Source organism: Brassicibacter mesophilus (assembly GCF_050433385.1).
Taxonomy (GTDB): domain Bacteria; phylum Bacillota; class Clostridia; order Tissierellales; family Proteiniboraceae; genus Brassicibacter; species Brassicibacter mesophilus.
Genome location: NZ_JBNPXI010000022.1, coordinates 15,901 through 34,824, shown reverse-complemented (window position 1 = coordinate 34,824; position 18,924 = coordinate 15,901). Strand labels below are relative to the sequence as shown.

Sequence of the window (18,924 nt, the reverse complement as noted above, 5' to 3'; positions counted from 1 at the left end):
CTCATACCGAAAAGGGCATAAAAAGACATATCTTTTGCTTTTCGGCAACCGGCTACCATAACAAGCTTTCCTTGCCTTAGGTCCTTGGCTTTGCGTCCCTATCTTTCAATAAGTTTGCCTTTATCAAATTTTGATATTTCAACATATTTAAAATAGCACTAATATCCTTACATTATATCATAGTATTTTGTCGTTTTTTGTTTTAGATTTACTTATCTCAATTTTTAAACAATTTAGCTAATACAATTTTATTATTTATTTTAACATATTTATAATATTTTTTTGCACTTTGATAAACACAAAATTAGTTTAGCAATATTATATAATATATCATCTAAACGCAAGGGGGTATAAAGTTCAATGAATCAAATAAACATTACAAACCTTTTGGATAAAACAAGGATAGATAATGGCACTGAAAATATGAAAGACCTTTTTGATTCAACTGCTAAAAAAAATATTAAAAAAGCCGTAGAATTAATTAATGAACAAAATGTAAGTTTTACTTCATTGTTTTTGCTACAAGATAAAATTAATGAATTTAACATCACTAAAGAACTAAGCTATAAAAACAGAGTAGCACTGGGATTTATTGATGGAATAAGAGATGAGAAAAAGGATATTTCTTTTGCAACTACCCTGTCATCTGAACATACTCATTCAACTCAAACTACTTTAAAATGGATACTCGAAAGTGGTTATACTGATGATGGGCTTAATAATGATTTCGACGAAGTATTAGATAAAGCTGCTATACTCCTAATAAAATCATTTAATGATAATTCAGAGCTACCAATTATAGTAGATTTAGTTTTTGACCGATACAAAAGAGGTTTCTATATTCACGATCTTGTATGGGCACTTTTTGAATCACGCGAACTTAAGAGTCTTTATTTATTAGCAGAGCATTTAAAATCCACAGATAAAAAAGAAGTGAGGCTGGCAAATAAGCTTTTAAGCTTTATCCCCGGTATAAGTATAAATAGCCCAAAAAGCAACGAGGAAAAATACACATATTTTATAAAATGGTTTGAAGAAAACAGTCCATTTTTATATTATACAGGTGAGAGTTTTCAGCTAACAAGTGAGCCTATCCCTTATGAAGTAAATTTAGAAGCTAAGTATTTATGTAAAAAAATATTAATTGATACTGGAGAATTTGTTGATCCATTAACTAATAAGGAAAACAATGTATTAAATTCGTTTAAAAAACTAAATAATGATGCTAAAACCCTTCTTTCAAGCTTTTCTTATATGACATATCGTAAAGACAATACATGGTGGAAAGAATGGATCAGATACCCTATAGCTAGTCAAATCAATATAGCAAAAGCTAAAGGAGGGTCATTATGATTAGGATAAACGGTAGAATAATCCCTCCAAATAATATTATCGAAAACTATCCTGCAAATATTATTGAACGAAAAATCATAAATATTTTATCTGAAAGTTCAAAGGTGTATCGATATTCTTCATTAGATGAGCTACGTTTTGAGCTTAAGATTCGTTCAAATATTGTTAATGCATCTATAAGATTGAATAGAAGTGGATTAGCATTTAAAGTCTTTCGTAAAGCTTATTGTAATACTAACTTTTGGGAACTTACTAGAGAAGGAGGATTTTTACTAAAAAGAAATGCAGTTCCTAGTAAAGCAATAAATGATATCTTTATGAATGGTAGAAAATATGGCACTGAATGTGCTACAGCTATGGTTATTGTGTTTTATAAAGCAGTTCTTGATATATTCCCTGAGGAACTTTTTAATAAGTTATTTTCAAGTATACATTTAATGAACTGGAGCTATCTAGATAAGAATCTTGATATTGGATATTATGTGAATGAAGAAGATTATTTACCAGGTGATTGCAGATATTTTAAAAACCCCGATGTAAATCCTCTAACCCCTGAATTACAAGGTGAAAATGCTATAGATTTGGGAAATGGAAGATATTATGGGCATGGTATGGGAATATTAACTGGAGAACAAATAATAAGAGAATTAAATGAAAATAGAAAAGAAGGATCTAGAAGGTCAGCTTATTTAATAAATTCAGCAACTCATCCAAATTTTAAGCATTTGGCTTATATATACTATAGTTATGTTTAACTTAAAAGACAAGGTAAAAAGTACCTTTTACCTTGTCTTTTAAGTTAATTATTTGACTATTGATTATATTTTTTTAAAGTAAGCATTGTGTATAGATGATTCGAGTTGACATGTACTCTATTCATGTTCTTATGATTGTTGTTAATAAAATATCTTCATAAAAAGACTAATTCACTACTTTGCTTAATTCTCTTTGTTAAGTTATATCTGCTATCTTACTGTAGATGATAGAGATATACTGCAAGTCCATACAGCTTTTCAAACCCTTCATTTGTATAAAGGGTTAAAGCATCTTTGTTTTTTACATCTACTTCAAGCGATGCCTTAGGCAGACCACTATCCTTTCCGAACTGGATAGCTATTCTCAACATATTTCTTGCCAGCCCTCTACCAGTCCATGCAATTCCATATATTTGATGTATTCCAGCATCTAACGTAGATTGAGGTAATGGCTGTTGAATAATTGAGTTAACTTTTATTTTAAGCTTTCTATTTGCTGAATTAAAACTAAATATGTAATTTTATCCACAGGGTGATCCCATTGATATATCATTACAACCATTCTTGCCCCGGTATAAAACATAAAATAAGATATCTTGCGATTCTCATAAATTTAATTATCTTCTTTAATGAGGACATCCTAGACCGCACCTTTGATTCTATTAAAAAACAGGCCAATTTAATGACCTGTTTCTCATAACTTATTATTATATGCAATTTTATCTAGAAATATATTCAGATTTACTGGGAAAAGAACATATTGATAGCAAAAACGAACATATTGGTTTTGGTCAACTTAACTCTCCACATTATATGAGCTTCGCTACCTTTAACATTTTTTGTATAATCGTAGTAGTTTCAGCTCTAGTTATGTTTTCTTTGACCATCAACTGATTATCATAACCTGTAACTATATTTTGTATGATACATCTTGCAACACTTTCCTTAGCCCAAGTTGATATATTATTACCATCACTATAGTTATTTAATATAGCATCAATATCATTTTCAGAAATATGACTATTTAATCCAGTTAAATTCATTGCTGAGGCAATAATAGCCATAGCCTCTTCTCTTGTTATTTTATCATTAGGTCTAAATGTTCCATCATTATAGCCTGATATTAATTTGTACTCATAAGCTTTACTTACAGCATCATAATACCAATCATTACCCTTTACATCTACAAATATTTCCTTTGATTCTCCCTTTCTCATTAGTCCCAATGCGTTTACTGTTATTGCTGCAAATTCTGCTCTCGTTATATCTCTATTTGGTTCAAATATATTTTCACTTACCCCATTTATTACTAGTCTTGATGCCATATCATTTACTGCTTCCCTTGACCAATGATTCTCTACGTCTTTAAATGTCTTTGGACTATAGATAACTGAGTAAGTACTGTTAGTTAAGCTATTAATCCTTGCATAATATGTTCCTTCAATTTCAACTATTGTTGTTGGTACATGAGTAAATGTACCATCATCATTAAGTACAACTCCTGTCGTTATTTGAGATGGATCTATTCCATCTGGAATTTTAACCATTCTTTCTACATAGCTTTTGAACTTTGATACTTTTACTGTTTTATCTTCATAACTACAGTATATGTTAAACTCAATTGGCTTAACTATTATTTGATAGTTGTTTTTATTAGCTGTATCTTCAACTATCTTTACTATATCTTCTGATGGTTTTGATATTTCTATTTTTACTTTTATATCCTTTAATTCTACTTCAGAGCCAATCTCTTGGGATATACTATCTATATTTATTTGCGATGCTGGAAGAATATAGGATGCATTCTCTGTTTTTATTTCTAATACTGCTTCCTTTGCTTCCATATTCTTTACTGTCTGACCATTTAATTGGCCAGATACTCTATCAAAATCTCCACTTATTGGTATTGCTACCGTGCTATTCTTTCCTATGCTTTCTAGCCTATATTGTATTTTTTCATCATCAATCGTAACTTCTAATATAGTTTTCCCATCTTCATGTAGTACTTCTGCTGTTGCCATATCTTCTGCTTTTCCATTTATTAATATATCTTCTAACTTCGGTTGAGGATTTTCTTCATCATCTTCATCATCGTCATCATCTTTTGAAGCTTTACTTCTTTTTATTATTATTGTATATGTTTTTTTAGTTACTCCATCTTCTGCTGTTACTTCAACATTTATTGTATTTGACCCTACATTTAAGTTTATTGCTTGTGATGAATTACCACTTATCACTTCTTCTCCACTTACTTTTATTCTTGAATGTGCTTCTTCCACTGTTGGCATTATCATTATGTTATTTACACTATTTTCTACATTTACTTGATACTGTGTAATATTCTTACTGAAGTCAGGAGAGAGATTCCCACTACTTATTGCTATATTGCTTAGATTAGCATTATTGGATTTTATTGTAGAATTAACCGTTATATTTACTGTTGCTTTATTTTCTCCACCATTTCCATCACTTATTGTATACTCAAAGCTGTCTGTTCCACTAAATCCACTCTTTGGTGTATATGTAATTGTATTGTCTGTGTTTATTACTACTGTTCCGTTACTGCCTTGAGTTACATTTATTATGTTTAATGTATCTCCTTCTATATCACTATCATTTGATAGTACATCTATTGTTACTGAAGTATCCTTTTTTGTGTTTATATTATCATTTACTGCCAATGGTATATCATTTACTGAGTTAACATTTAAAGTAAATTCTTCATATATTTCATTTAATCCATCATTTACAAATATCCTTATTGTAGCATCCCCATATTTGTTATTTTCAGGTACTAATTTTACTATTCGATTTTCTCCACTACCACTAAAGAATATATTTTCTGTTGGTAACAGTATGTTGTTTGATGATGTTGCATATATATCTAAATCATTTAGATTAGTTTCTGCATCATCTACTGAGAAGCCTATTTCTATCGATTCATCTTCATTTATTATTATATTTGAAATAGAGCTTATTATGGGTTCATCATTTACTGAGCCTACATTAATTTTTATATTGGCTGTATCCCTTGCTCCTGATTTATCCTCTATTGTATAAGTAAAACTATCTATCCCTACAAAATTCAAATCAGGTGTGTAATGTATTTCATTATATACACTGCTATATACCGTACCATAGACTGTTGATGTTACTGTTCCATTACTTGGCTGAGTAAATAATACAATACTTATCTCATCATCTTTATCTACATCGAAATCATTAGCTAAAATATCTACTATATCTATAACCAATAGTATATCTTCATCCGTACTATAGTTATCATCATTTGCAATTGGCTTATCGTTTACTGGATTTACTGTTACTACAAAGCTTTCACTTGTTTGTTTTTCTCCATCACTAACCTTCACTGTTATCATTGCTGTTCCATTTTCATTTGCTGCTGGAGTTATTTCTATTGTTCTATTTTCATCTGTTCCTGCTAAAGTTATATTTTCATTTGGTACTAAATCGTGATTGTTTGATGTAACTGTTATCAGTAAACTTGAAGCACTTGTCTCCTTATCACCTATTGTAAAAGCTATTTGACCTGTTGAATTATCTTCATCAATTGATATATTCCCTATATTTGTTATCGTTGGTGAATTATCATTTAGGTCTTTTACATTTATAGTCACGGTTGCTGTATCTGTATAACTTCCATCTGTAACTTCTATTATTAAAGAATACAAAGTTGTCAATTCATAGTCTATCTTCGTTTCATCTGCAATTGTAATTTGTCCTGTATCAGAATTCATAGAAAATGCTTCGCTTTCATTTCCACTGATAAAACTATATATATTGGGATTTAAGCTACCATCTGCATCACTTGCGGTTACTGTGCCAATAACTGTGCCATTTTCAGTATTTTCATTAATATTTATCGTTAGATCATCGATTATCGGTACATTATCGTTTATATTATTTATATTAATAGTAATATCTGCACAACCATCGTTTATACCATCAGAACAGGATATATTTAGCAGATATTCTGTCGTAGTCTCATAATCCAGATTTGTTTCATCTACTACTGTGATTTCTCCAGTACTGCTGTCCAAAGCAAAAGCTCCGCTATCATTACCTGAAGTTATACTATAGATTAATACATCTCCATCTAGGTCACTTCCTTTTACTTTTCCTACTGATGTTCCATTAGGACTATTCTCATCAATTGAGAAGGAATCAGCTGTTATCCATGGACTATTGTCGTTAAGATTATTAAGATTAATGGTTACAGTTATGGTATCAGTTTTCATCCCATCACTTGCTTCTATCGTCAAGTCATAGGACGTCCTTGTCTCATAATCCAATTCACTACTGTTATTCACAATAATATCAATTGGTATGCTCTCACCAGTACTGGTCTCTGATGCAGTTGAAAGTCTAAAAGCATCTCCTATATTTCCACCTGTAATGCTAATGGTGAGATTAGCTCCGATATCACTATCAGTTACACCCAATGTGGTTATAATTGTATCATTTGGTGTATTTTCATCAATATCTATAATGTGGGTATCTCCTTCATCAAAGGATGGTGGAACATTTACTATCGCTGTAAATTCATCACTATAAGCAGGTATTAATCCTCCTGATGAAGCTATTAACTTAAAGGCTTCATTACTAAACCCTGATGCTGTATATGTAATCTCTAATCCAGTGAATGTAGCTGCTCCAGATGAAGGGCTAAGTGTAACTGTTGAACTATCAGTATCTGAGTCTCCAGTTCCAAGCAAAGTAGCGCTACCCCCACCATTTACCGTTGAGATAGTAATTTTAGTAGAATATCCACTATCAACAATATCACTTGCATCTACTGCCTGAATAACAGGTACTGTAGTAAAGCTCATTGCTTCTCCACTATATACAGTTGTAGGGAGAGGTTCAGTTGTAAAAATTAGTTTTTGTGCTACTACATCGCAGGTAACAGTATTAGAATCAACTGTCGGTAAATCTGTACCTACATCATCTTGGTCATTGGCTGTCAATGTAAAGCTTTCTTGGTCAGATGTAGCTGTGTAGTTCAAGTTAGTAAATGTAGCTATGCCACATGCAGCATAGGTATATTTTCCACCAGTTAAACTACCCGAACTACTTTCCGTTAGTGTTATTATTTCACTGAAATCTACATCTATATTACCAAAGTCATCCTGGGCAGCTACAACTGGTTGAGTTGCAAAAGCAGACCCTGATATTGAACTATTAGGCTGAGTGTCAAAAGCTAATTGGGTGGCGATAACATCAACCGTGCTTCCAATGCCATTAGTGACAGCTGCTGTTGCCCCCATTTGAGTACCCGATAAATCAACAGTAAAGTCTGTATCCCCATCTACTGATAGTATTAGTGTATGACCTTCAGTAAGGTTAGTATTATCATTGTAATATGTATTGATTGTATAGGTTTCACTACCACCATCAGCTACAGATATGCTAAGATCAGAGAATGTAACTGTATGTAAGCCATCATTATACGTACCTGTTACATTGGATGCATCAGCTCCATTTAATCTGTATGTGATTTGATTTCTTTCAACATCAGTTGATGTTCCACTAACATTAACTGAAATTTCAGTAATACTTAGTGGCAAACCATCTCTGCTACCACCATCTGATATGGTAAAGTCAAATATATCTATTGCTTCACCTGTCGTATCAATTGTGGTAGAAATAGGTACAGGTTCATCTATCACAGCACTAGCAGAAACATTTCCATCTGAATCTACAATTGCTTCGATCTGAATCGTTAATGTAGCCTCATTTGATGAATATATCTCACCGTCATACCCTTTCCATTTGAAAGATGTGGTTCCATGCCAATCTGCATTTGGCACAAAATTTATACTATTTAAATCTGCGACTGGTATTACCTGATTTATTGCTATGTTTGCGCCATTCAGCTTCAGTGTACCATTATCAGGTAATGAAGTTATTTGTATATTAGTTAAACTATCTCCATCTTTGTCAATATAATTGTTTGTGAAATCTGTTTGTGTAAATGATAATGTTGAATTTTCCATTTCAGTTTTAGTACTAGAGTTTACTGTTGGCGGAATATTCAATACTGTTAAAACTAATGATATATCATCAAATCTAACATAAGAGTCTGGCCTAACATCTCCATATAGTACAACCTTCAATTTCCTAGTACCCACTGGAAGCTTTTGAGAATTGATAGATTTGTTTACCCATTGAGAAATAGGACCTGTTTCTTGAACCGAAAAAGTATCTAGATTCTCACCAGAAGAATTAAGAGCTTCTATCTTTAATGCAGCTTCTGGCAAAATAGAACCTGAATCATATCCCCTAAATATATATGATCTAGCATCAACCTCTAATGCATTATTGTCTATTTTAGTACTTAAGCTTGAAACATCAATTATCTGATAAAGCTCTTTTTGGAGATTAAGGCCATTAGCTGGAGCATTATAAAGTTCAAAACAGTTTGCCCCTTGAGGACTACTAGTTCCACCATAAGTTGGAGGATACATGCTACTCCATCTACCTTCAGGGTTTGTCCAATCAGCTATGGCTTCAGCATCACCATTAGTCACTATGTTAGTTCCAATATCTACTGTATAGGCATTTTGATACTGTCCTACAATAAAAACCATAAGCAATAAAATCAAAAATATTTTTTTACATACTTTCATCAAATTTATAATCCCCCTTTTTATTGATGCTTCATATTATCTTTATTAAAAACGCTACTTAAGCAATTTCAGACTTTTCAGTGTTTTTAAGATAAGATTCGCTTTTAAACTTTATTCATACTTCTATTTCTCTATATTTTAAATTAATATTCTTAAATATAAAATTGAAATCATAATCTTTAATACTTCCACATATTTAAATAAAATCCTTTTTACTTTTTTTGTATCTTTTAAGATTAAAAAACAGGCCAAATTAATGGCCTGTTTTATCACAAATTATTATTTACTATTTTACTTGATAATATGTGAAGGAATTAACTGTTATAGTTAAATAAAGTCGGGAAGAAATATTCCTGTTAAGACTTCATTTTTCGTTGAAAAATTATATATAAGAAAAAATAAAGTTGGGAAGAAATTTATATTTTGTATTATTTATATAAGAAAAATAGGAAAATAAAGTTGGAAAGAAATTTCGTTTAGACGCCATTATCATTATTAAAATATATACAAGAAAATTGATCATTATGATTTTGAGTATCAATCTATTATTATATACTATCTATCTCAAAAACATAGTTATGAGGGCAACCTAAAAAACATAATATTAATTAATATTTTCTTCTTCATTTATTAAATCAATACTGCTAATTATATATTCAATTTTATTAATAACCAAGTTTATTCTTTCAACTTCAAAATAATAAATAGTTAATAGATATGCTATAAAAAAAAGTGGAAATAAATCTACTAAACTTCCTATTGAACTATTATTATATGCAGCATCAAATGCACTCTTAATATCATTAAACCATTTAAAATTGAATAGATTAACAAAATCGAACAAATACCTAGGTAATAATTGTAAAGATTTAAATGTCATTGTCGCGACTATAGGAAAAGTAATTAATAATTGTATATTCTTTTGTTTTAATCTATATAACAATGTATTTAATACTAACTTTTTGGGGACATTTTCTATATTAATATTATTTTTAATTTGTTCAATCGAATTTTCTCCAAGGATTGTACTTTCTTCTAGATCCTCTTTTAATAATTTTTCACTTTCTTCCAGTATTTTTTTAATACCACCAAGTACAGCTTTTTTGGGTATTTCATTCAATATGCATATCAAGAAAGTCATTATAAAGTAAACTATTATAACTGTGGGAATATATGCTAATATGAATTTGGGTTTTGTAATAAATAGTGGTAATAAAACTACTATTTGAAGAATAAGTATAATGATCATAAATATTCTTAGTTTCTTTAGTTTTTCTTGTTTAAAAAGAGCAACTGAGTATTCTTCCTTAAATAAAATCCATATATTTAAATCTTGCTTTTCCATTCTAACCTCCCATTTCATCTTCCAAATTTTAGTTATATTTCATAAATACGACATAAAATTTCAATTTCCTTCATTTTCTATAAATTATTAGTTAATAAAAGAGACTGGAATTTCCAGTCTCTTTTATTAACTCTTTTATATTTACTTTCAACTTTCTATTTCTTATTCTTTCTTTATAATATCTAAGAACTCCTATTTTAGAGTTTTATCGATTACTAATTCATAAAATCTTTGAATTTTTCCTTATCCTCATATTTACCTGTCTTAGTTTCTTTGCTGACTTCATAAAAAAAACCAAGCAACTCTAGTATAGCATCATTTGAAATGCTTTCACTACTATACTTTCTCTCTTCTTATTATTAAATCCATAATTAGTACTAATATCAGGAAAGCTCTCTTCAAGGGCTTCAAATACTATTCTTTTCGCATAATTCTTTTTCTATAAAGTACATCTACTAAGCACTTAGAAATACATATGCCTTCTGTTTTAGTATTGTATAATATTTCTGCAATTAGTATAACTTTATATTAGAAAATTACACTTTTATTTAATTTCCCGTAGAACCAAATCCTCCTTCAGCTCTTTCAGTATCAGATAAATCATCAACTTCTAAAATCTTAACTTTAAATACTGGCTTGATTACCATTTGAGCAACCTTCATTTCTTTCTCAACTTTGAAGCTTTCCTTTCCATGATTAATTAATATAACTCCTATTTCGCCTCTATACCCTTCATCAATTGTTCCTGGTGTATTAAGTACAGTTATTGAATTCTTTAACGCAAGCCCACTTCTGGGTCTTATTTGAGCTTCAGTTCCTTGAGGTAACTCTATCTTAATTCCTGTATGTATTAAAGCTACTTCACCAGCTTCAATGACTTTTTCCTCAATAGAAAATAAATCCATTCCTGCATCTCCATCATGTGCATATTCTGGTAACTTAGCTGAATTATTTATTCTTTTAATTTTTATATTCATAGTTTTATATTCCCCTTTCATTAATAAAGTACTTAGTGATAATATTAAACATGGGCTTAATAGTTTCAATTACAAGTGGTACTATTGCTGCTATATATACTAAGAACATATATCCATCTGTAGATGGTTTTTCATTTCTAATACCTAATTTCCATCCTAAGTATAGATATGAACCTAAAGGTAGTATATATATAATAAATAGAATTATTTTTTTTAATTTTGTTTTAAAATATTTTATGCTAATAATTTCTTTGTTTGCAGAATGAGCTGCATCAGTATAAAATTTGATAGTTTCAGTAAATTTCTCATATTTTTTCTCAAAATCTTCAGCATTGATTATATCATTTTCCCCTTTTATACCTAGCTTGATAAAATCTATACTACCTATATTACTAATAAACTTTCTTAGTTCATTATAATGCTTTCTATATTTTTTGCCAAATAATATTTTGCTCCATAAAGATTGTTTTGGTTCTATTACAACTCTATTTAATAAGTCAAATCTACAAGAAGGGTTATCATGGTCGCTTGTTGTAGGCGAAACTAGTTTATAAAATATTAAAGTTACAAAAGAACAATATTTAAATGATAACTCATCAGATTTGTTTTGTGGATCACTAATTTTAGCTATAACAAATTTTAGTTTTTGATTAGTGGGGTTGTTTAGAGATATCAGCAAAGGTCCTTGCCAATTTGGATCTAGTGTAGTAGATATATGGCCAAATCCCTGGGATACAACCCCTACCTTTGAATGAAATGTTCCTGCAATTTCATTTGAAACCCAAATTGCCTCTCTGGTCAAAATTAAAACTGTATCATGAGGCTCAATATAACAATACTTCTCGTCATTATCGTTATTAATATTTACTAATAATTTATTATTAGTAGAAAATATAAATTCTGTCGGAGTTAAGTTATAACCTAATGGTGTCAAATTTTCTTCTTCATATGGGCATATAGCTATTTTTTTATTTTTTATATAATCCTTAATATTTGTATCAGATAAGAATCCTGTTAACTCAATACTTGTTTCCATTATAAACACCCTTTTATTTTAAGAATTTTATTTTTACTTATCCTGCTTTTCAATTTAAATTAGCTCTAATATAATTTCTAATAAAGTTCAGTAATTCCTTCCAAAACTGTTCGTCATATATCGACATTTAATAAAAAAGACTAAAGCATAAACTCTAGCCTTGAAAATCAGTTACCTCTAACAATTTATCATCGTATCCTAATAATTTCTCGCCATCAGCTAATTTCGTTTTTAAATATATTACAACCTCTTCAATTTGAACATTCATTTCTCTCTTAGCTATTAAGCATCTGAATGATATCGATAATACATTATAAAGTCTCTCCACCACAAAAGCATACTTTAATAGGAAAACTTGTTCAGTATTACTTTTCATCATTCAACCATTCATTAACCAATCTCTTTATCTTCTCATAGCCTATAGCTTGACAGTTAATATGACGTATGATGTTACTTAAAGTAATATTTTCGTTATTACTGTTCATTTGCTTAATAATATATCTAATGCGACGCTTCTTATATTCCTCTATAGACTCCATATTATCTTCGATAGCTTTCCTAGTTAGGGGTAGCTTCTTTAACAGCTCTTTACTCCTTATACCACTATAATTTACTTTCTTTGCAAGATATGCAAGTGATATTCTCCTAGGCTTACCCTCATCTTTTAGTATTTCTTGAATTGCAGTAATAACTCTTTCTTTCATCTCTTTATCCTTTTTACTTAAATCTTTATTTGGAGGTACATATTTAATTATTTCAGGTAGATTCTTCTCTAACCATTCAGGTTCATTATTGCGAAGATATAAATATTCTTTACTCAATTGATTTCTTATATCTGTTCTAGTTATTTCATTATTTTCTGCAATAGCTATTTTAATTTTTTCTTTATAGATTTTCAAATTCTTGCTTTTTTTATCTGTATTATTATTTGGTGATATCAGAGGGCTAGTTATTTTATCTCTATATTCTCCAACTGTAGTTTTATTTGTTCCCATCAATTGTGCAATTTCCCTTAAGCTATATTTGTTTTGAGAAAGCAATTCCTTAAGCTTGTCCTCCCAGATATGACCAAAATTGATAATTCTTCTTTTTTTATATATATCGCCACTATTATAGTAAGATTCTCTTATCGTGTATTCAAATCCGCATTCACATCTAAATGTTCCTAGAGTAATATGTTTTCCTTTCCCTTCATATCTCTTCTTTACTTCACATTGTTGCATCACAGGTTCATCAGAATGGTCAGCTACAGGATTTAAGCATATCCAAGGCTCTTCTCCAAAGGGCTTGTACTCTTCTTCAAAGTCAACGAATTGCTTGACCCCGCCAAATAAAAATTTAATGAATAGTAAATGTCTCATTGGATGAATAGGATAATTGTAGCTTTTATGAGTTATTAATTTAAGCCAGTAGTCGCTCTTGTTTTCATAAATAGGTGATTGTAGTTTTTCTAATAACTCTGCTGAATAATGATTTAAAAAATCTCTCATTAATTTCTTTTGATTTACTCTTCCTTTTAAACTTTTGTATCCTTCCACTTCCAATTTTTTACGATATTTTTCTTTTATCTTATCTATATCATAATTTTTCAAAGTTCCATCCATTATTAAATCTATTTCCTTTGATAATTCATACAATTCATTATAGATATGTTTCATGCTGTAATCACTTAAATTACACTTTTCAACAGAAATGAATTCTGTATCCTTAGCATGGTCTGGTATAATATATTCCTTTAACGCTGTATTATGTTTTGTGCATATATAATTCCCAGGTATTTGATGTATTCTATTTAAATAAGTCTCTTGAAATTTATTAGTATTCTCTTCGTCACATATAGGGCATACCTTAATTACTCTATTTTTAAATACCTCTCCTGCCTCTATTCCCATATAATAACTAAGTTTTGATGTATCTCCTTTCTTCATAATCCCAATAGTTTTCTTTACTCTATGTTCCGATAGAAATGGTTTAAAAAAAGAAAATATTGTGTGTTTATATATTAAGTTTTCTGGAGTCACTTCCCAACTTTTCGGCAACTTTGAAACTAAACAATCTAAATATGTTGGATATAGTAAGTTTAAATAGACTACTTCTCTGTTAAACAGTTCTTTAAATGTTTGAGTACTACTAAAGCTTCCATTTAGAAAATGATATCTGAATATCCAACTATATATTATCTCATTTAAATATGGCCTAGGTATGATACTTATCATGTTTTTCCTCCTTAACAACTTAAAAAAGAGACGTTTTGTCGTCTCTCAAAGTTGCTTAATTAGTTTTGTTAATTATTTATTCTATTCAACTAATATCTTTATAAACTTCTTTTATTTCTTTCCTTCTAATTGTTTTTGTGAAAAATTACTTCTGCTACTTTTCTTTTTAAAGATTCAATATCTTCATCTGCTCCATATCTATTTACCGTATTTTCTGCTATTTTATACAAAAACTTATATTCATAGCCTAACTGAGAAAAGTAGAAAACTATATTATTAATTAAATCTCTTTTCTTCTTAAATTTCTTTTCTTTTTGTTCTTTTCGAATTCTCTTTATTTTTTCTTTCTGTTCTAAAGTATACTTTTTATTTTCATATAAGTTTTCTACACTATGTTTTTGTGCAACCTTCTTTATTAAATCAGTTGTTAGTCTTTCCTTTTCATCAAGAATAGCTCTAATTTGAGAAGCCATAAACAGTTTTACTACTCTATCTGGTATACCCATTGTTTCTTCATACATTACATGCTTAAATTCATCTGTTATGTCTACCTTTTCCTTAGTCCATTGATAGTTCCACAAATGTTCAATAAAGTAGTCCCATTCACCTTCACTACCTTGTTCAATATGTATAAATTCTACTTCTCCAAGGCCAGAGCTCCTCCGGGCTTGAGTAAATTCTTTAGCTAATACATGTTGTACAGCTTTATATGTTCCAATATTAATAATTGGAATCTTTATTTCATTCATTAAGGTTACAAAAAAGTCTAAAGCGTTGCCTGCTTTCCCTTTTGAATTCGCTAAATGTTGGATTTCATCTATAACTAGCACCCCAAGCGCATGTTTTTGTGCAACATGGGTCATACTAACAAGCATTCTATTAATAGAAAATCCTCTACCACCATATTGTTTTAAATAATTTGTTCCTAACACCTCATCCATCTTACTAAAAAAGTTTTGGCATAAACCTTTCACTGTACCATTATGGGAACAATCTATTTTTATCCATGGAACTTGTTTAAACAAATATCTATTATCATCTGTTCCTGTATGAACAATACATTGTGGGTATATACATAAAATCTTATTTAAAGCAGTTGTTTTTCCTGCACCACTTATTCCAAAAACAGAAAATCCATATTGAGCACCTAAATCATTTCTAATCATGCATTTAGCTTCTTGATATTCTTCTAATTCTTTATTAGTTGATTTAACAAGCTTAGAAGAGTTGTTCAAATCCTTTATGAATTTGGGCTCCATTATCTTTTTACCTACATATCCGTTTCTCATTACTATAGAAATTTTGTTATGTATCTCTTGATACTGTGATAATGGGAGTACATATTTTTCTAGCCTTCCTATAGCTCCTAGCCTGTACTCCTTAGAATAATCACATTCACTATCTGCATATATAGGAAATTCTCTAACCCTCTCAAATAACTGTTCAAAATTCAATACTGGTGGTAATGCTTCTATTAGTAAATTACCTTTAAAAGTAGGTTCATCTTGCTCTATATATCTAGCATCTACTTGACTGTTATACAAGAATAATCCTTGATTATTATAATCATCATATTGTGTACCTTTATAATTCTTCCAATACTTTGTTCCCATTATTTCACCTTCTTTAATATCTCTTTAAGCTTCCTTACTTGAATCTTTACAGAATCATCAATCTCTTCGTTAGGAATAATTTCGCTATTTGCCTCATTATCTATTTCTCCATATTTTAATGCTTGTTCTTTTCCATATATCACTTTTTCTTTTTTCCTATTTTCCCTAATACCTTTCGTATTCTTTTTCTTATTGTCTGCTTTACTGGTCATCTTTTCAGCTTCACTTATAATATTCTCAGCTATTTCATTTGAATCCACTTTAACTTGGTCTGAATAATCCCCTAACTCGCCAACCTTTACTGTATTCATAAATTCTAGGTCTTCATACTCTTCGAAGCTTATATTTTCATATAATTCATAATAATCTTCTCTTAATTTACATGTTTCTAACCTGTAACTCTCCTTGTTAATCAAATAAATGTGAGTCATATTTCTATTATCAAAACAAATATCTTCGTACCAACTTTTTTGTGTTCTCGCTTTTGCAAACCAGTGCTCACTTACTGCCTTCTCACAGGTATACAGTTTGCCTTGAAATTTAATACCTCCTTCTGTTACAATGGCTTTGTTCTTACGCATCAAGCCTAACTTCAATCTTTCATCAGGTATGGTAAATAGATTTCCAGATCTATTATTGATTTCCCAGTCCCAAATTTCAATAGGAATTGGGTTTACTCCATCAGCAATCATTTCCTTTGATAATTTATAGTTACTCATTACTCTTTTATTTCTTTCAATTATTGAACATAATATTAATTGAGTAAACTGATTTATATCTAATATTGCATCTAAACGATAATCTCTATCTCCTCTTTCTCTAAATTGTTTCTTAATTGTCCCAGGAGAATATTCTCTTATAAATTCATTAGTAGTATCAAAATACTGCTCAACCAACCCTTTTGCAGCTGCAAAGTATGGTGGAGTATTTTCAAGAGATATGCCTAAGTCTTCAATAATACCTTCCGCAATTGGTCCTATAGTTTCTCCTCTATCTGCTAAAATTACCCTAGGAAGTCCTCTGATATTCCAATCGTCAGGATGTATTTCAAAGCCAAATTTTTTACAGTACTCAACTTTATCTTCCATCATATTATAGATTAGTGAAGCAACTCCATTCCAATTTGGACCTTCTAATGCAATATGACAAGCTGTTGTACATGTACTTGATACATCTGTTGCTATGTATACGACTGGTCTACCAATAATGGAACTTCTATCAAATCTATTTACCAAGTATACATCTGCTACAGTAGAATCAATCTGATATCGAAAACCTGCTCCAATAGTTTCAAACTTTGAACTTGATTTTAGTTCTTTACAGTTGTTTAGATAATATTTCTCACTTTTTCTTGATACAATTTCTTTCTTTAGGTCTCTATCTCTTACACTATGAAAATAGTATAAAAATTGACCTAGGGTAGGTTTTTGATCATCGGATAGTGTCTTTTTTACAATTTTTTCATCCTCTATAACTGTTTTAATAAAGAACTCATTCTTTATTCGTTTAAAAACCTGTGGCAATGATAACTCTTCTGGAGTATTATAATATCTAGTAATACCTGTTTCAAATATCTTTCTTATATTATCATCAATGTTAATTCCTTTCCTTTCTCCTGTTACATAGAAAAAATTTCTAGGTCTTCCTAATTTCTTAAGAGAGCTTCTTGATTTACCTTTCCCACCGCAATTACTGAACTCAGGTAATAATGAATTCTTTATTCTCCCTGATTGCAAATACTTTCTAAGATATTTATAAATAGTTTTCTCACCAATCTTAAACTTTTTAGTTGCTTTTAATATAGATTTTCTTCTACTATGTGGATTATAAATATCGGGTTCAGTTGCATCATTTACAACAAAATTAACAATATCTAATGCCTCATCTCGTCTTTTTATATTTTCATCATTTATTTCTTCTTCAAGAATAACCTTAAATGTTGGATCTTCTGTTTTTATAAAAATTTCCTTGTTTTTACCCCAGCTATTTAGTTCTTCTATGGGTCTAATCACAATTTTTAAACTATTAGATAATATGTCGATTGTATAACAATACTCATAGTTAGGGTCTATCCACAATATTCTTTCCATGTCATTGTTATCTGTGAACTGAAGAATGTCATTTACCATAAAATATCTATACATCAATTTTCCATACCTCTTCATCATTAATCACAATATCCATGGTATGATAATTAAATTTTTTATTTAAATCAGTACTTATGATCTTCCTTGTTAACAATAAATTAAAAAAACTTAAACCTTCTCCTGTAACCCAACAATTCTCTATCTCAAATTCATTGATACTTTGTAAAATATTTAGATTGTTATGAGTTAATTTGTTAAGGAATTGGTACGTTAGTCTTTGTATTTTTTCTACACCTAAACCTTTTTCTTCAGCCCAAAAGTAGCTGTTATAGATATAGTAAATATTTTGTCCCTTTCTCTTGGGTATTTCTTTATCTGTTACTAACTTCCAATCTATGCCTTTCTTTTTCCAAAATAGCTCTTCAAGTCTTAACTTTTCCTTTGTTCTTGAGTTATCTGCATCACTATTGTATTTTATTGCGATAGCAATATCCTTCAAGAGTCCTCCTTCTTTAAATGTTATAACAAAATCAGTAGTCATAACTGTTTTATTTTTTCTACTTCTAGGCGGATGTATAATACCTTCTTCTTCCGCTATTTGCAATGTTTCTTCCAAAGGTAACAATGGAAATTGTTCTCTAATATCAATAATATTATCACCATCCCATTGCCTAATTAGAAAATAATATAATTCTAGGTCACTCATTAATTGATAGACTCTTCTAGTTATCCATCCCATTATCCGATGTACTCTGCCTCTTGATCCAAATTCATGGACTTTATAAAATGGTTGATATTCTTCCTTTCTTCCTACTCCTCGATTTTCCAACTGCCTATATTTATCAGTCTTTCTCTGCTTAGGCATATTCAATTATTCCTCCCATCAGAATTA

General features: G+C 29.9%; 12 protein-coding genes and 1 riboswitch. Of the genes, 2 read left to right on the top strand and 10 right to left on the bottom strand.

What is annotated here, in order from left to right; all coding sequences use genetic code 11:
- Window positions 1-40: 40 nt before the first annotated feature.
- Window positions 41-129, bottom strand: a riboswitch (cyclic di-GMP riboswitch).
- A gap of 231 nt (window positions 130-360) precedes the next feature.
- Window positions 361-1,353: a hypothetical protein gene (locus HNR33_RS18255; RefSeq protein WP_429086168.1), complete on the top strand. Its 993-nt coding sequence runs from the start codon at window positions 361-363 to the stop codon at window positions 1,351-1,353.
- Entirely contained in the window at window positions 1,350-2,108 is a 759-nt protein-coding gene (locus tag HNR33_RS18250) for a protein-glutamine gamma-glutamyltransferase (RefSeq protein WP_429086165.1), read from the top strand. Before HNR33_RS18255 ends, HNR33_RS18250 begins: the two co-directional genes overlap by 4 nt.
- Window positions 2,109-2,323: 215 nt before the next feature.
- Here the strand turns inward: HNR33_RS18250 and HNR33_RS18245 are convergent, their stop codons facing one another.
- The 10 genes from HNR33_RS18245 to HNR33_RS18200 form a co-directional block, all read right to left on the bottom strand.
- Window positions 2,324-2,512 (bottom strand): GNAT family N-acetyltransferase, encoded by a 189-nt coding sequence (locus HNR33_RS18245; protein WP_429086273.1) that lies wholly within the window; start codon window positions 2,510-2,512, stop codon window positions 2,324-2,326.
- 405 nt (window positions 2,513-2,917) lie between these two features.
- Complete coding sequence (locus HNR33_RS18240; protein WP_429086270.1) at window positions 2,918-8,758, bottom strand: tandem-95 repeat protein; 5,841 nt, start codon at window positions 8,756-8,758, stop codon at window positions 2,918-2,920.
- Window positions 8,759-9,362: 604 nt separating this feature from the next.
- Complete coding sequence (locus HNR33_RS18235) at window positions 9,363-10,103, bottom strand: hypothetical protein (RefSeq protein ID WP_429086162.1); 741 nt, start codon at window positions 10,101-10,103, stop codon at window positions 9,363-9,365.
- Window positions 10,104-10,651: 548 nt separating this feature from the next.
- Window positions 10,652-11,080, bottom strand: coding sequence for a dUTP diphosphatase (gene dut, locus HNR33_RS18230; RefSeq protein ID WP_429086159.1), 429 nt, complete (start codon window positions 11,078-11,080; stop codon window positions 10,652-10,654).
- Between the two features lie 4 nt (window positions 11,081-11,084).
- Window positions 11,085-12,116, bottom strand: coding sequence for a dCTP deaminase domain-containing protein (locus HNR33_RS18225; protein WP_429086156.1), 1,032 nt, complete (start codon window positions 12,114-12,116; stop codon window positions 11,085-11,087).
- 154 nt (window positions 12,117-12,270) lie between these two features.
- Window positions 12,271-12,492 (bottom strand): hypothetical protein, encoded by a 222-nt coding sequence (locus HNR33_RS18220; protein ID WP_429086153.1) that lies wholly within the window; start codon window positions 12,490-12,492, stop codon window positions 12,271-12,273.
- Window positions 12,482-14,332 (bottom strand): TnsD family Tn7-like transposition protein, encoded by a 1,851-nt coding sequence (locus tag HNR33_RS18215; RefSeq protein ID WP_429086150.1) that lies wholly within the window; start codon window positions 14,330-14,332, stop codon window positions 12,482-12,484. The genes HNR33_RS18220 and HNR33_RS18215 overlap by 11 nt, the downstream gene beginning before the upstream one ends.
- Before the next feature lie 125 nt (window positions 14,333-14,457).
- Window positions 14,458-15,945 carry an AAA family ATPase gene (locus HNR33_RS18210; RefSeq protein WP_429086147.1) on the bottom strand — a complete coding sequence of 496 codons (1,488 nt, stop codon included), beginning with the start codon at window positions 15,943-15,945 and terminating at the stop codon, window positions 14,458-14,460.
- Window positions 15,945-18,089, bottom strand: coding sequence for a hypothetical protein (locus HNR33_RS18205; protein ID WP_488167844.1), 2,145 nt, complete (start codon window positions 18,087-18,089; stop codon window positions 15,945-15,947). Before HNR33_RS18205 ends, HNR33_RS18210 begins: the two co-directional genes overlap by 1 nt.
- Entirely contained in the window at window positions 18,082-18,897 is an 816-nt protein-coding gene (locus HNR33_RS18200) for a TnsA endonuclease N-terminal domain-containing protein (RefSeq protein WP_429086142.1), read from the bottom strand. The genes HNR33_RS18205 and HNR33_RS18200 overlap by 8 nt, the downstream gene beginning before the upstream one ends.
- Window positions 18,898-18,924 lie beyond the last annotated feature (27 nt).

What these genes read in the sequence shown, in the direction of transcription:
- HNR33_RS18255 (WP_429086168.1), top strand. Translation starts at nt 361, where the DNA reads ATGAATCAAATAAACATTACAAACCTTTTGGATAAAACAAGGATAGAT.
- HNR33_RS18250 (WP_429086165.1), top strand. Translation starts at nt 1,350, where the DNA reads ATGATTAGGATAAACGGTAGAATAATCCCTCCAAATAATATTATCGAA.
- HNR33_RS18240 (WP_429086270.1), bottom strand. Translation starts at nt 8,758, where the DNA reads ATGAAAGTATGTAAAAAAATATTTTTGATTTTATTGCTTATGGTTTTT.
- HNR33_RS18235 (WP_429086162.1), bottom strand. Translation starts at nt 10,103, where the DNA reads ATGGAAAAGCAAGATTTAAATATATGGATTTTATTTAAGGAAGAATAC.
- dut (WP_429086159.1), bottom strand. Translation starts at nt 11,080, where the DNA reads ATGAATATAAAAATTAAAAGAATAAATAATTCAGCTAAGTTACCAGAA.
- HNR33_RS18225 (WP_429086156.1), bottom strand. Translation starts at nt 12,116, where the DNA reads ATGGAAACAAGTATTGAGTTAACAGGATTCTTATCTGATACAAATATT.
- HNR33_RS18220 (WP_429086153.1), bottom strand. Translation starts at nt 12,492, where the DNA reads ATGAAAAGTAATACTGAACAAGTTTTCCTATTAAAGTATGCTTTTGTG.
- HNR33_RS18215 (WP_429086150.1), bottom strand. Translation starts at nt 14,332, where the DNA reads ATGATAAGTATCATACCTAGGCCATATTTAAATGAGATAATATATAGT.
- HNR33_RS18210 (WP_429086147.1), bottom strand. Translation starts at nt 15,945, where the DNA reads ATGGGAACAAAGTATTGGAAGAATTATAAAGGTACACAATATGATGAT.
- HNR33_RS18205 (WP_488167844.1), bottom strand. Translation starts at nt 18,089, where the DNA reads ATGTATAGATATTTTATGGTAAATGACATTCTTCAGTTCACAGATAAC.
- HNR33_RS18200 (WP_429086142.1), bottom strand. Translation starts at nt 18,897, where the DNA reads ATGCCTAAGCAGAGAAAGACTGATAAATATAGGCAGTTGGAAAATCGA.